Origin of the sequence: Phaeobacter porticola (genome assembly GCF_001888185.1) — a bacterium.
GTDB classification, from domain to species: domain Bacteria; phylum Pseudomonadota; class Alphaproteobacteria; order Rhodobacterales; family Rhodobacteraceae; genus Phaeobacter; species Phaeobacter porticola.
In genome coordinates, this window is sequence record NZ_CP016364.1 from 3,232,797 (window position 1) to 3,247,987 (window position 15,191).

Here is a 15,191-nt window from a genome sequence, read left to right on the forward strand (position 1 = left end):
ACTGGAACAGATCAAGCCTATCGGGCGATTAGTACCGGTCAACTGAATGCATTGCTGCACTTACATCTCCGGCCTATTGACGAGGTGGTCTACCTCGGCCCTCAGGGATACCTTGTTTTGAGGGGGGCTTCCCGCTTAGATGCCTTCAGCGGTTATCCTGTCCGATCATAGCTACCCAGCACTGCTATTGGCATAACAACTGGTCCACCAGTGGATCGTTCACCCCGGTCCTCTCGTACTAGGGGCAACTCCTCTCAAGTATCCTACACCCACGGCAGATAGGGACCGAACTGTCTCACGACGTTCTAAACCCAGCTCACGTACCTCTTTAAACGGCGAACAGCCGTACCCTTGGGACCTGCTCCAGCCCCAGGATGAGATGAGCCGACATCGAGGTGCCAAACACTGCCGTCGATATGGACTCTTGGGCAGTATCAGCCTGTTATCCCCGGCGTACCTTTTATCCGTTGAGCGATGGCCCTCCCACTTGGGACCACCGGATCACTATGGCCGACTTTCGTCTCTGCTCGACTTGTCAGTCTCGCAGTCAGGCTGGCTTCTGCCATTGCACTCAACGAGCGATTTCCGACCGCTCTGAGCCAACCTTCGCGCGCCTCCGTTACGCTTTAGGAGGCGACCGCCCCAGTCAAACTACCCGCCACGCAGGGTCCCGGATCCGGATAACGGACCGCGGTTAGATATCAAGAGTGCGAAGGGTGGTATCTCAAGGGAGGCTCCACCGGAACTAGCGTTCCGATATCGATGCCTACCACCTATCCTGCACGTCACAATCCTGATACCAGTGCGAAGCTGTAGTAAAGGTGCACGGGGTCTTTCCGTCTAACCGCGGGAAGCCTGCATCTTGACAGGCAATTCAATTTCGCTGAGTCGATGTTGGAGACAGCGGGGAAGTCGTTACGCCATTCGTGCAGGTCGGAACTTACCCGACAAGGAATTTCGCTACCTTAGGACCGTTATAGTTACGGCCGCCGTTTACCTGGGCTTCAATTCGGAGCTCTCACCCCTCCTTTTAACCTTCAGGCACCGGGCAGGCGTCAGACCCTATACGTCGTCTTGCGACTTCGCAGAGCCCTGTGTTTTTAATAAACAGTCGCCACCCCCTGGTTTGTGCCCCCAGCTCCAAGTTGCCTTGGAACTGGGCCTCCTTCTCGCGAACTTACGGAGGTATTTTGCCGAGTTCCTTCAACATCGTTCTCTCAAGCGCCTTGGTATTCTCTACCAGTCCACCTGTGTCGGTTTAGGGTACGGTCTCATGGAGGGCTATTTCCAGGAACTGATCAGCAGCCCATTCAATCCGATAAGGATGAACTACCTTCACAATCCGTCACATCCTCCTGGCCTAGGAATATTAACCTAGTTCCCATCGTCTACGCATTTCTGCCTCGACTTAGGGGCCGGCTTACCCTGCTCAGATTAGCTTTAAGCAGGAACCCTTGGACTTTCGGCGAGAGTGTCTCTCACACTCTTTGTCGCTACTCATGTCATCATTCTCGCTAGTGATCTCTCCACGGGATCGCTCACGCGCCCGCTTCATCGAAAGCCTCGCGTCTCCAATGTGCCCGAGGACACTAAGGAGACATGAGACTATGTCACACTACGCTCTGCTACCATGCACTATGTGCATCCTAAGCTTCGGCTCATGGCTTGAGCCCCGTTACATCTTCGCCGCAGGACGTCTTAATTAGACCAGTGAGCTGTTACGCTATCTTTAAAGGATGGCTGCTTCTAAGCCAACCTCCTGGTTGTTTTGGACATCCCACCTGCTTTCCCACTTAGCCATGAATTAGGGGCCTTAGCTGTAGGTCAGGGTTGTTTCCCTCTCCACTACGGACGTTAGCATCCGCAGTGTGTCTGCCATCTAGTACTCCCGGGTATTCGGAGTTTGGTTAGGATCAGTAAGCCTGTGGGGCCCCATTACCCATCCAGTGCTCTACCCCCCGGGGTATTCGGATGACGCTCTACCTAAATAGATTTCGCAGAGAACCAGCTATCTCCGAGTTTGATTGGCCTTTCACCCCTAGGCACAGCTCATCCCGATCTTTTTCAACAGATGTGGGTTCGGTCCTCCAGTGCATGTTACTGCACCTTCAACCTGGCCATGCCTAGATCACTCGGTTTCGGGTCTGATCCCACAAACTCATTCGCCCTATTAAGACTCGCTTTCGCTGCGCCTACACCTAACGGCTTAAGCTTGCTTGTGAGACCAAGTCGATGACCCATTATACAAAAGGTACGCTGTCAGCCCTCAAGGGGCCTCCAACTGATTGTAGGCGTTCGGTTTCAGGTACTGTTTCACTCCCCTCGTCGGGGTGCTTTTCACCTTTCCCTCACGGTACTGGTTCGCTATCGGTCAGTAAGGAGTACTTAGCCTTCGAAGGTGGTCCTCCGATCTTCAGACAGGATTTCACGTGTCCCGCCCTACTTAATACGTCCTATCATGCTTCATATACGGGGCTATCACCCACTATGGCTGTGCTTCCCAACACATTCTATTCACACTCAAGGCTCGGCTGGTCCCCGTTCGCTCGCCGCTACTAGGGGAGTATCATATTGATTTCCTTTCCTCCGGGTACTTAGATGTTTCAGTTCCCCGGGTTTGCTCTTAAAACCCTATGTATTCAGGTCTTAAGTACCTGATTAAGCTCATTATTGATGTCCTACCGCTTCGCTACTTGAGGACAGGCCTCTCATAGCAAACTGCAGAGTCACAATAACAAACTGTCAGGTGGGTTCCCCCATTCGGAAATTCATGGATCAAAGCTTATTCTCAGCTCCCCATGACTTATCGCAGAGTATCACGTCCTTCATCGCCTCTTACTGCCAAGGCATCCACCAAACGCCCTTCTCGCGCTTGATCTGGTCCAGAAAAAGACAGTGACCTGCCACGCCGCAGAAGCTGGTAAGAAACTACGGCTTTATTCTGAACCAAAAGCATTACTTTCCCGCTCACTTCATAAGAAGTGAACAATGGCTCATAAACCTTGCGGAATATGAACCGGGTTAGTGTACTTGACTTGGACAACACTGTGGTTTCAATCCGGCAGACCTTCGCGCGCCCGAGGAAAAGGGCGGAATGCAAAGGCTCGCATCAGACCACCGAAGCAGTCATCAGCACCAAACTGAGGTCGATCCCTTACGCGGGTGACCAACAGTGTTGTTGATTGTATCTCTCTAAACGATGTCAATGTGATCAACCTTCCCGAAGGAACATCGATCCGGTCCGATTGGACGGTTAAACATCACAGGATGCTTAACGATCAAATCGTATACTGAAGAATGGTGGGTCGAGGAGGACTTGAACCTCCGACCTCACGCTTATCAGGCGTGCGCTCTAACCACCTGAGCTACCGACCCATTCTATGTAGGGCCTTCGCATGAGTGGTGGAGCCTAGGAGGATCGAACTCCTGACCTCCTGAATGCAAATCAGGCGCTCTCCCAGCTGAGCTAAGGCCCCTTGCTGATCCTGCCAAAGGGCAAAATCATGACAGTTCTGAAGAGATATGAGGACGGCCTGGTCCGGATGTGATCAGTTTTGATTACTGATCTTATGCTAAGTGTATCACGAGACAGAGCAAGCTCTGATCTAGCTAGATACATCCTTAGAAAGGAGGTGATCCAGCCGCAGGTTCCCCTACGGCTACCTTGTTACGACTTCACCCCAGTCGCTGAGCTCACCGTGGTCCGCTGCCCCCTCCGAAAAGGTTGGCGCACGGCCTTCGGGTAAACCCAACTCCCATGGTGTGACGGGCGGTGTGTACAAGGCCCGGGAACGTATTCACCGCGTCATGCTGTTACGCGATTACTAGCGATTCCGACTTCATGGGGTCGAGTTGCAGACCCCAATCCGAACTGAGACAGTTTTTTGGGATTAACCCATTGTCACTGCCATTGTAGCACGTGTGTAGCCCAACCCGTAAGGGCCATGAGGACTTGACGTCATCCACACCTTCCTCCCGCTTATCACGGGCAGTTTCCCTAGAGTGCCCAGCCGAACTGCTGGCAACTAAGGATGTGGGTTGCGCTCGTTGCCGGACTTAACCGAACATCTCACGACACGAGCTGACGACAGCCATGCAGCACCTGTCACTAGGTCACCGAAGTGAAAGCCAAATCTCTCTGGCGGTCCTAGGATGTCAAGGGTTGGTAAGGTTCTGCGCGTTGCTTCGAATTAAACCACATGCTCCACCGCTTGTGCGGGCCCCCGTCAATTCCTTTGAGTTTTAATCTTGCGACCGTACTCCCCAGGCGGAATGCTTAATCCGTTAGGTGTGTCACCGACAAGCATGCTTGCCGACGACTGGCATTCATCGTTTACGGTGTGGACTACCAGGGTATCTAATCCTGTTTGCTCCCCACACTTTCGCACCTCAGCGTCAGTATCGAGCCAGTGAGCCGCCTTCGCCACTGGTGTTCCTCCGAATATCTACGAATTTCACCTCTACACTCGGAATTCCACTCACCTCTCTCGAACTCAAGACCAGGAGTTTACAAGGCAGTTCCAGGGTTGAGCCCTGGGATTTCACCCTATACTTTCTGATCCGCCTACGTGCGCTTTACGCCCAGTAATTCCGAACAACGCTAACCCCCTCCGTATTACCGCGGCTGCTGGCACGGAGTTAGCCGGGGTTTCTTTACCAGATACTGTCATTATCATCTCTGGCGAAAGAGCTTTACGACCCTAAGGCCTTCATCACTCACGCGGCATGGCTGGATCAGGCTTGCGCCCATTGTCCAAGATTCCCCACTGCTGCCTCCCGTAGGAGTCTGGGCCGTGTCTCAGTCCCAGTGTTGCTGATCATCCTCTAAAACCAGCTATAGATCGTAGACTTGGTAGGCCGTTACCCCACCAACTATCTAATCTAACGCGGGCCGATCCTTCTCCGATAAATCTTTCCCCCGAAGGGCGTATAAGGTATTACTCACCGTTTCCAGTGGCTATTCCTTAGAGAAGGGCACGTTCCCACGCGTTACTAACCCGTCCGCCGCTCACTCCGAAGAGTGCGCTCGACTTGCATGTGTTAGGCCTGCCGCCAGCGTTCGTTCTGAGCCAGGATCAAACTCTCAAGTTGAAACGCACTTACATGCGTATCCTTGACGTTCGAACCTCTGCACATCTTTGAATGTCCTACCGCTAACGCTACTTGAGGACGGGCCTCAAACAGCACGGCTTCGAACCCGGCTAGGAACTCGAAACGAACATCCAACATTCTCTGTTTCTCGTGCTTCAGTACCAAAGGTACAGAAAGCCGACAAACAGTGAAGCTGACACTTTATTATCGCGCAACCACATCGCTACTAGAGCGAAAGGCCTTGCTAAAAGCGTTGATATGAAGAGGTTGATCCATCGAATGAACCAAACCGCCCACATATCTCTTCAGATTTCATCAATGTCAAAGAGCATACACCAAGAGACAATAACCAACAGATGCGCCACTCTCATGACGCGCCCGCCAACCAAATCTCCAAAATGTCCACCGTCTCTCCGATGTGTCCGACCGTCTCTCCAGCCCGTCCCAGCGTCTCTCCGCCGCGTTTCCCGTCCAATCCAGCGTCGCCGCCGTCCCGTCCAGTGTGTCCCCGTAGCGCCTCAGCGCCGCCGGTGAAGGGGGTTCTAAGGCGAGTTACACAAAGCCGCAATACCAAAATGATGGAAAACTCATATTTTGCGATCCTTTTTTATAAATACAAGAAAAACAAAGGGTTACGAAATACTCACCCATTGATGCATCCTGTCGGCCTGCCTCAAACGCTGTAACCTCAGGGATAATCGACAGGTGCAACCGGTTTCACATGCGAGTCAGGGCTGTTTGCGGTCACTTTATGACGAGTCGATCTACGGTTTGTAGTGAGCCACCCGACTCGCAGGCCGGAAAATCCGCCCTTCAGCCCCAGATGTAGCAGACACTCTTCAGGCAAGCGCCCTTCAGGCCAGTTTCAACCGCTGTAGGGGTGCCAAGCGCAGCACCAGGAGCAGCGCGATCACTGCCAGGTAGATCAGCGGCTGCAACTGGAACCCTTTGACCAGCATGACATAGTGTAAGGCCCCCAGCAGGGCTGCTGGATAGGTCAGCTTATGGAGCTGGCGCCACTTAGGCCCCAGACGGCGTACCGACAGGTTGTTGGAAGTCACCGCCAATGGCAGCAGCAGGACAAACCCCGCCATACCGATGGTGATATAGGGTCGCTTGAGAATATCCGCCAAGATCTGCCCCAGAAGCTGCACGTCCAGAACCAGCCAAACAAGGAGATGGCAGCTTACGTAGAAGAAGCACAGCAGACCGGTGACACGTCGAAACCGCATCAGGTTCAGTCCAGTCAGACGCCGAAGAGGTGTCACCGCAAGGGTGAGCACCAACAGTTGCAAGGCCAGCTCGCCATATTCATGCTCCAGCGCCTTGATCGGTTCAGGACCAAGCGCGCCAGTAAGCCCCTGATAGAACAAAGCGCCCGCAGGCAGCACGCCAAGACCGTAGACCAGCCAGATCGGGATCCGGCGCAGCGCCTCATTGATCGGTCGCATCAAAAATTCTGTGCCAGGTCCATCCCCTCATAGAGAGAGGCGACCTCGTCCTTGTAGCCATTGAACATCAGTGTGGGTTCACGGCCTGCAAACAGCCCCCCACCGATGCGACGTTCCGTGGCCTGGCTCCATCGTGGATGATCCACTTTGGGGTTCACATTACTGTAGAAGCCGTATTCACGCCCATTGGCCATATTCCAGCTGGTTGGCGGTTCCTGATCAGTCAGGGTGATGCGCACAATCGACTTGATCGATTTGAAGCCATATTTCCACGGAACCACCAGTCGAAGCGGCGCCCCGTTTTGATTTGGCAACGGCTTACCAAAGATCCCTGTGGCCATGATCGCCAGCGGGTGCTGCGCTTCATCAAGGCGCAACCCTTCGCGGTACGGCCAATCCAGAACCTTATACGCAGTGCCAGGCATTTCCGACGGACGGTAGAGGGTTTCAAAAGCGACGTATTTCGCGCCTCCCTGCACCCCGGCGAGCGCCAGAAGATCTGCCAGCTCAAACCCCTGCCATGGCACCACCATCGACCAAGCCTCGACGCAGCGGAAACGATAGATCCGTTCCTCCAGCGTCATCGCCTCAAGGATCTGCGCCATCGAATAACTGCCAGGACGGTCTACCAACCCGTCAATCTCGACGCTCCAGGGTTTGGTGGTCATCTGGCCCGCATAGGCAGCAGGATCCCCCTTGCCCGTCCCGAACTCATAGAAATTGCAATAAGTGGTCACATCATCCCAGCTGTTCGGCTCCAGCGCCCTGGCGGTATCCGCCCACGCCGTCGTGCCACCGAGCGCCGCAAGACCCAGCCCCGCAGTGCCGCCCAGTCCTGCCATGATCTGACGACGGTTCAAAAAGGCAGCATAGGGCGTGACATCGCCGTCACTCAGGTTGTTCTTCCAGCGGTGGGCCATGCGGCGTCTCCTTTTTGTACGTTGCTAAGACCTAAGGCAGGTTGCGGCACAGTCCAAAACATATCCTCTCACGTCTCCGCGATGGCGCTGTAACCTGGGTTCCACTTCGTGGGTCGGGCCGCCGCACTCATCCCGTTTTAATGATCCGTATATGGCGTCCCGCTCGCCTCATAGCCTGGGCAATCATATCCAGCATCTCAGCGGCGATGACGGCACCGGCGAGGGTTTTTATGGCATTTGCCACAAAACCCATGCAGAAACTGCTATATGATAATGGAACGGCGCCCCAGTGGCCCGTCCGTTCTGACCCAACTTGGCACAGTCTACAGGGCGGGCAAGTCACCTATGATCACATCGGGAGAGGACCATGACCAACTTCATCGCACTCAAGACAGCAATCCGAGCCGTTGCTGCCCTATCGCTTGTCGCTGCCACCCTTCCGCTGGCCGCCCTGCCTGCCGCAGCGGAGCAGGCAGGGACACCCGATAGGGTCAGTTACGAAACAACCCTGGCCTTTGACGATGTGATCTTCGGACTGGAAAGTGCCATTACTGATCGCGGGCTTGTGGTCGATCACGTCAGCCATGTCGGCGAAATGCTGGAACGCACCCGCGAAGATGTTGGATCTGATGTGGTGTTGTTTCAGCAGGCCGAAGTGTATTCTTTTTGCTCGGCCAGCTTGTCGCGACAGGTGATGGAGGCAAGCCCGATGAACATCACCTTCTGCCCCTATGACATCTTTGTTGCCCAGCAACCGGACAGCGAGACAACAACCATTGGCTTTCGTGCCTTTCCCGAGGGGGAGATGCAGTTGATCCAAACTCTGCTGAACGACATCGTGCTGGAGGCGATTGAGGAATAGGACCGTTCGGCCGAATTCCGGGCTGCGTCTGGACCAGGCTTTTGGTATACTGGGCGTCGATGTAATCAACACCAGGCAGATCCTGCATGAAGTCCATTGTCGTTTCGTTGGTGTTGCTGATGGCCACTGTTGTTGGTGCCTGCGCGCCCAGTTTGGGTGACGGTGGGGAGGATGTTGCTCGGCTCAGCCACGCGATTGCCACCCTAGGCCCCGATATCGATCCCGCCGAAGCCCAACGGGCCGCGCAAATCGCCTATCGTCATGCTACGGCCTTGGCTACAGCATATGAGGTGACCACCTCCCCCATTCTACACAACACGCTGGTAAACAGTGGCGTCAAAGAGCGGGGCCTGTGCTTTCACTACGCCGAAGATATGCAGACGCGGCTGCAGAGCGAGAATTTCCAAAGCCTGTCTATCCTGCGCGCCATCGCCGAACCGCGAAACGGATTTCGCATCGAGCACAGCACCGCCGTGGTCGCGCCAGTTGGCACTGACATATATAATGGTATCGTGATTGACGCTTGGCGTCACGGCGGCAAGCTCTACTGGTCAGCCACATCTCAGGACCCCCGCTACGACTGGGAGCCGCGCATGACTGTGCTGCGCCGAAAGGACGCTCTGCGGACAGCAAACGGCAGCTAGCGGGCTTATACATAGGCAATGTTTCCCCGCTGGCACAGATGCACGCATCGCGGCCAAATCCCGCAATCATTCTTATGGCTGACCAAACAGCATTCCCCGTGACGACGAAAAGTGAAAAGGTCCACCGTTTCTGGTAGGCCTTTTCCTGGAAATTGTCTCGGCAGGATGTATCAGTGCACGACTGCGTCGTCTGGCACGGGCCGGTTGGTGGCGCCAATCCGATCTCCGATAATCAGCCCTTCAGCACCTGCACTGACCGGTACGGTATCGCCGTCCTTGATTTCGCCACCCAGCAACATCTCTGCCAGCGGGTTCTGCAGGGCGCGTTGGATAACACGCTTAAGCGGGCGCGCCCCGAACACCGGGTCATAGCCCTCGTCAGCCAGCCAGGTTTTAGCACCTTCATCCAGTTCAAGTCCGATCTTGCGCCCAATGAGGCGCTTTTCCAAACGCGCCAGCTGCAAGGTGACAATCCCGTCCATATCCTTGCGGCCCAGCCGGTCAAAGATGATCGTTTCATCAAGACGGTTCAGAAACTCGGGTCGGAAATGCGCGCGCACAGCCTCCATGACATCCCGCTTGGCGTCTGCCGCGTCAGCTCCGTCTGGCAGTTGGCTAAGGGCCTGCGCGCCAAGGTTGGACGTCAGGATGATCAGCGTCTGCTTAAAGCTCACGGTACGGCCTTGGCCATCCGTCAACATGCCATCATCAAGCACCTGCAACAGCACATTGAACACATCCGGATGCGCCTTTTCCACTTCGTCGAACAACACCACCTGATAGGGTTTGCGCCGCACCGCCTCAGTTAGGACGCCGCCCTCATCATAGCCGACATAACCCGGAGGGGCCCCGATCAGGCGTGCGACCGAATGTTTCTCCATGAACTCCGACATATCGACCCGCACCATGGCGCTGTCGTCGTCAAACAGGAAATCCGCAACCGCTTTCGTCAGTTCGGTCTTGCCGACGCCGGTTGGGCCCAGGAATAGGAATGATCCCAGCGGACGGTTTTCATCGTTCAACCCCGCGCGGGCGCGACGCACCGCATTGGCAACCGCCGTCACCGCGGTGTCCTGACCGATCACACGTCCGTGCAGGTCTGCTTCCATCCGCAGGAGTTTCTCGCGCTCTCCCTCCAGCATTTTGGAAGTCGGGATGCCAGTCCAGCGTTCGACTACCCCGGCGATCTGCTCGGGGCGCACGGCCTCTTCGACCATTGGCCCGTCCAGCTCACTGGCTTCTGCCTCGCTCAGCTGTTTTTCCAACCCCGGGATAACACCATAAGACAGCTCACCCGCGCGGGCAAGATTGCCGTCGCGCTTGGCCGCATCCAAATCAGCACGCGCCCGGTCCAGCTGTTCCTTCAGACCGCGAGCCGAGGCCAGTTTGTCGCGTTCTGCCTGCCATTGGGCCGTCATTTCGGCGGATTGCTCCTGAAGTTCGGCAAGCGACTTTTGCAGGCTGCCCAAGCGATCGCGAGAGGCCGCATCATCTTCCAGTTTCAGCGCCTCTTCCTCGATCTGCATTTGCAGGATCTGGCGATCCAGCGCATCCAGTTCTTCGGGCTTACTGTCCACCTGCATCCGCAGGCGCGCGGCGGCCTCATCCATCAAGTCGATTGCCTTATCTGGCAGAAAACGGTCGGTGATATAGCGATGTGACAGGGTGGCCGCCGCAACCAATGCCGCATCAGCGATCCGCACACCATGGTGCAGTTCGTATTTCTCCTTGATGCCGCGCAGGATGCTGATGGAGTCTTCGACAGTCGGCTCCTGCACAGTCACTGGCTGGAACCGCCGCGCCAGGGCTGCATCTTTTTCGACGTATTTGCGGTATTCATCCAAGGTGGTGGCCCCGATGCAGTGCAATTCACCCCGCGCCAAGGCTGGCTTGATCAGATTCGCCGCATCCATCGCACCATCGGATTTCCCGGCCCCGACCAGCGTATGCATCTCATCAATGAACAGGATGATCTCACCAGCGGCCTCGGTCACCTCGGTCAGGACCGCTTTCAGGCGCTCTTCAAACTCACCACGGTATTTGGCACCAGCAATCAATGCCCCCATGTCCAGGGACAGCAGCTGCTTGTCACGCAGGCTTTCGGGTACATCGCCATTCACGATGCGCAGCGCCATACCTTCGGCAATCGCAGTTTTACCTACGCCCGGCTCACCAATGAGGACCGGATTATTCTTGGTCCGGCGGCTGAGCACCTGCATGGCGCGGCGAATCTCTTCGTCACGGCCGATAATCGGGTCGATTTTACCATCGCGCACCGCTTGGGTCAGGTCACGAGCGTATTTTTTCAACGCCTCATAGCCATCTTCGGCACTGGCACTGTCGGCCTTGCGCCCCTTACGGATATCATTCACCGCCTCGTTCAGGCCCTGCGCCGTCACATGGCCAGCGGCCAGCGCCTCTTTTGCTTTGGATTTCACCATGCAAAGCGCCATCAGTACCCGCTCGACCGGCACAAAGCTATCCCCGGCTTTTTCGGCAATCTTTGCGGCCTCATCCAGAACCTTTGCGGTCTGACTGTCCAGATAGATGTCAGCGGAATTGCCCTGAACCTTGGGCAATTTCGAAACGGCCAGCTCTAGCGCCTGTACAACCTGTTCCGGGTTGCCGCCCGCACGGGTGATCAGATTGCTGGCCAGCCCTTGATCATCATCCATCAGCGCCTTCAGAACATGCTCTGGCATCAGCCGCTGATGATCCTCACGCCGTGCTATCGTCTGGGCTGCCTGCACAAAACCACGCGCCCGTTCTGTGAACTTATTCAAGTCCATCGTGCTCTCCTTATATAAGCGCCCCTTGGTGGCAACGCCCGCTTAGCGGCACGTCCCGGTCAGGGCCTCCTGTTCAATGTGGGAGATCTTCGCCTCGCTTCAAGATCACTATGCGGCAAATATGTCACCAAATCACTGACCCAGATCAAGTCCCTGCGCCGACCCAGGCTTTCGGTCGCACCACAGCGTGCCGGTTTCCCCCTTTCCCAAGGTCACCGTGCAGATTACAAGCAGGCGCAATCTCATGCCCGCCTGTATGCCTGATCCGCATACCATTGCGCCATCACACACGAGGAACCCACATGTCCGCAGCACATTCACCTCAGACACCCGCCGACGACCGCCTAATTGTGGCAATGGACGTGCCCAATGCCATTGCCGGGCTGAAACTGGCCGAAAGTTTGGGAGATGCCGTATCGTTTTACAAAATCGGGCTTGGCATGCTGACAGGCGGCGGGCTTGCTCTGGCGAATGAGCTGAAGCAGGAACAGGGCAAGCGCATCTTTTTGGACATGAAACTCTTCGACATCAGCGCCACAGTCGAGGCTGCGGTGCGTGGACTGGCGCAGTTCGACCTGGATTTCTTGACCGTGCATGGCGACCCGCATGTGGTACGCGCCGCCAAGGAAGGCGCCGCCGGCACCAACCTCAAGATCCTTGGTGTGACGATCCTCACGTCCCTGGACCGTACTGATCTGGACGAGGCGCTGATCAAATCCGGTGACATCCCCGATCTAGTGCAGGAACGCGCAGGGCTCGCCCTATCCGCAGGTGCCGATGGCGTGATTGCCAGCCCACAAGAGGCCGCACTGATCCGTGCGCTGCCCGAAGCCACAGGCAAGTTGATCGTTACCCCCGGCGTGCGTCCGGCTGGCGCAGCGTTGGGCGATCAGAAACGCGTCGCCACACCCGCCAGCGCGCTGGACGCCGGCGCCGATCATATTGTCGTGGGGCGCCCAATCTGGGCCGCCGATACTCCGCGTCGCGCAGCCGAGGACATACTCGCCAGCCTGCCGCGCTAGGCCTATCCTGAGCGTGCAGGCGAACCCGGCCTGACAGTTACACTTTTTCAACACGGACACCCCTCCAAGACGACGAGCCTTGGCGGGGTGTTCGTGTTTGATCAGCCATATTGGCCACACTTCCTGTGGCAATCGCCCAGATCGCCTAAACATTAGGCAGGAATAAAATATTTCATATGCCCTAGCCCACGTAGGGGGTTCAGGCGATTTTGACACAGATTACGCTGGGTCAAGCATTGGTTTTACAAGGTATTTTTGCATGGGATTGCTTCCAATTGCGCCATTTTGTCCTGTGCCCACAAAAGCACACATGTAAAGGTAGAATTACATAATCCTGTGCAAGCGGCTTTGCCCAGCGGACAAAATGACCGAGTCTGTAGAAGAGACACTCCCCTGACGACCTTGCTCTTCCTGAGGTTCGTCACCTCCCCCGCTACAGCAGCGGGGGTTCTTTCTTTTCAGCACCTGAAATTTGATCCAACCGAGACAGCCAGCATAGGCTATGCTGCGCCACCAGTTGTGAGAGGATGCAATAGGTAGCTTTGCAGATATTCGGCGAAATGGGGCACTGCCAGATCATGACCTATGTACCAGTCTGGCTGCACAAGCGCCCAACTCTGCCCTTCATCTCCTAATCGAATATCTCTCTCGCGTGTTGCGTGCAGATGCGTCACAAAGAACCAAACCACGCCATTGCATCGTTCATAGCTCCGGCGCCAGACCAAATCCGCCTCCGCCAGCACCAGCCCGACCTCTTCTTCGGTTTCGCGCAAAGCGCAGGCTTCCGGTGTCTCATCCCCCTCGCGCCCACCGCCAGGAAAATCCCAGTGGCCCGGATAGGGAATATGCGGATAGGCATCACGCTCAATCACCAACAGCCGGTCACCGATAAAAAGCGCCAGTTTGGCACCGTTAAATGTCATTACTGCTCTCACCATGTCAGATGGTCTAAAGACAATTGCTGCGCCAGAGGGTACTCTGAACGCCCTCGCAGCACCACGAGATTCCTTGCTTAACAGCGCCAAGTCATCCGATCCACGGTTCCCGTATCCATGCCAGACCGCCGCCGCCCACAATCCGAGATGGCAGATCATGGTGATCTGGATGCCAGCGCCGAAGCTGCTCAGCCTCTTCAGGTCCTGTGCCGGGAATGCCTGTCTTATGGCGTGCTAAAACCGAAAAATGATAAGACACCTATCGCGCGCCGCTGTCCACGCTGCCAAAGCCCAAGGATCAAGGCCCATCCAGAGCTATTTTCCCTCTCGATTGCCCATATGGATTGTGACGCCTTTTATGCCAGCGTGGAAAAACGCGACAATCCTGAGCTTGCTGACAGGCCCGTTGTGATCGGGGGGGGACGACGAGGCGTGGTATCGACAGCTTGCTACGTCGCCCGTATCCGCGGCGTGCGCTCGGCTATGCCGATGTTTCAGGCTCTAAAACTCTGTCCAGACGCCGTAGTGATCAAACCACGTATGAATGTCTATGTGGACGTCAGCCGCCAGATCCGCGCCTTGATGGATGAGCTGACCCCAGATGTTGAACCTCTGTCCCTGGACGAGGCGTTTATGGATCTATCCGGCACCCAACGCCTGCATGGCGCACCGCCGGCAGTTATGCTGGCGCGGCTGGTCAAACGAATGAAAGATGAACTGGGTGTCACCGGCTCTATCGGCCTGTCGCACAATAAATTCCTCGCTAAGGTTGCCTCAGATTTGGACAAACCGCGCGGGTTTTCGGTGATTGGCGCGGCCGAAACCGCCAGTTTTCTGCGTGATAAGCCGGTGCGCCTGATATGGGGTATTGGGCCCGCGGCGCAAGCCTCGCTGGAGAAGGCAGGCATTCGCAGTTTCTCTGACCTGCTGCGATGGGAGCGGGCGGATCTGAACGCCCGATTTGGATCGATGGGTGAGCGGCTCTGGCACCTGGCACGAGGCCAAGACCGGCGGCGGGTGTCCTCTAACGCCCCCATCAAATCAATTTCCAATGAGACGACCTTTTATGAGGACACCGCCAGTCTTGAGGTTCTGGACGGCCATCTGTGGCGCCTGGCGGAGAAAGTCTCAGATCGCGCCAAAGCCCGGCAGCTCGCAGGCCGTGTGGTGACGCTCAAGCTTAAGCGCGCCGATCACAGCAGCCTGACCCGCCGCCAATCACTGCGCGATGCTACCCAGATCGCCGATACCATCTATCGTACCGCCCGTGGCCTGCTGGATCAGGTTGGCGACGAAGGTCCCTATCGGCTGCTCGGCTGCGGCATTTCCGACCTGGTGCCCGAGATACAAGCCGATATTACCGGCGATCTTCTGGACCCGCAGGCTGGGCAGCGGGCCAAGGCCGAACGGGCCACCGATGCAATACGGCAAAGGTTCGGAAGCGACGCCATCCGTAAGGGGCGCGCGCTGCGCTGAG

Annotated in this window: 8 protein-coding genes, 2 tRNA genes and 2 rRNA genes; 4 read left to right on the forward strand and 8 right to left on the reverse strand. The window is 56.2% G+C overall.

Annotation, left to right across the window (positions count from 1 at the left end; all coding sequences use genetic code 11):
• Positions 1-7 precede the first annotated feature (7 nt).
• The 6 genes from PhaeoP97_RS15485 to msrP all read right to left on the reverse strand — a co-directional run bounded on the left by PhaeoP97_RS15485 (position 8) and on the right by msrP (position 7,462).
• Positions 8-2,878, reverse strand: a 23S ribosomal RNA gene (locus tag PhaeoP97_RS15485).
• A 420-nt stretch (positions 2,879-3,298) separates the two neighbouring features.
• Positions 3,299-3,375: transfer RNA gene (locus tag PhaeoP97_RS15490), tRNA-Ile, on the reverse strand.
• Positions 3,376-3,400: 25 nt separating this feature from the next.
• A tRNA-Ala gene (locus PhaeoP97_RS15495) sits at positions 3,401-3,476 on the reverse strand.
• Between the two features lie 149 nt (positions 3,477-3,625).
• Positions 3,626-5,091: ribosomal RNA gene (locus PhaeoP97_RS15500) — 16S ribosomal RNA — on the reverse strand.
• The 16S and 23S rRNA genes sit together here with 2 tRNA genes alongside, the layout of an rRNA operon.
• A gap of 854 nt (positions 5,092-5,945) precedes the next feature.
• Positions 5,946-6,542, reverse strand: coding sequence for a protein-methionine-sulfoxide reductase heme-binding subunit MsrQ (msrQ, locus tag PhaeoP97_RS15505; protein WP_072505834.1), 597 nt, complete (start codon positions 6,540-6,542; stop codon positions 5,946-5,948).
• Entirely contained in the window at positions 6,542-7,462 is a 921-nt protein-coding gene (gene msrP / locus PhaeoP97_RS15510; RefSeq protein ID WP_072505835.1) for a protein-methionine-sulfoxide reductase catalytic subunit MsrP, read from the reverse strand. The genes msrQ and msrP overlap by 1 nt, the downstream gene beginning before the upstream one ends.
• Positions 7,463-7,829: 367 nt before the next feature.
• On the opposite strand from msrP, the gene PhaeoP97_RS15515 reads away from it, so the two are divergent.
• Positions 7,830-8,324, forward strand: coding sequence for a DUF302 domain-containing protein (locus tag PhaeoP97_RS15515; protein ID WP_072505836.1), 495 nt, complete (start codon positions 7,830-7,832; stop codon positions 8,322-8,324).
• An 86-nt stretch (positions 8,325-8,410) separates the two neighbouring features.
• On the forward strand, positions 8,411-8,968 hold the full coding sequence (locus tag PhaeoP97_RS15520; protein ID WP_072505837.1) for a hypothetical protein: 558 nt from the start codon (positions 8,411-8,413) through the stop codon (positions 8,966-8,968).
• A gap of 170 nt (positions 8,969-9,138) precedes the next feature.
• Here PhaeoP97_RS15520 and clpB read toward each other — a convergent pair whose 3' ends face one another.
• Complete coding sequence (clpB, locus tag PhaeoP97_RS15525; RefSeq protein WP_072505838.1) at positions 9,139-11,757, reverse strand: ATP-dependent chaperone ClpB; 2,619 nt, start codon at positions 11,755-11,757, stop codon at positions 9,139-9,141.
• Between the two features lie 302 nt (positions 11,758-12,059).
• On the opposite strand from clpB, the gene pyrF reads away from it, so the two are divergent.
• The gene (pyrF, locus tag PhaeoP97_RS15530; RefSeq protein ID WP_072505839.1) at positions 12,060-12,779 is read left to right on the forward strand and encodes an orotidine-5'-phosphate decarboxylase; all 720 of its coding nucleotides are present in this window, start codon (positions 12,060-12,062) and stop codon (positions 12,777-12,779) included.
• Positions 12,780-13,279: 500 nt separating this feature from the next.
• Here pyrF and PhaeoP97_RS15535 read toward each other — a convergent pair whose 3' ends face one another.
• Complete coding sequence (locus tag PhaeoP97_RS15535) at positions 13,280-13,702, reverse strand: NUDIX hydrolase (RefSeq protein WP_072505840.1); 423 nt, start codon at positions 13,700-13,702, stop codon at positions 13,280-13,282.
• Between the two features lie 159 nt (positions 13,703-13,861).
• Here PhaeoP97_RS15535 and PhaeoP97_RS15540 point away from each other — a divergent pair, with 159 nt between their 5' ends.
• A complete protein-coding gene (locus PhaeoP97_RS15540; protein ID WP_072506520.1) occupies positions 13,862-15,190 on the forward strand; it encodes a DNA polymerase IV in 1,329 nt (442 codons plus the stop codon).
• Position 15,191: the final 1 nt, after the last annotated feature.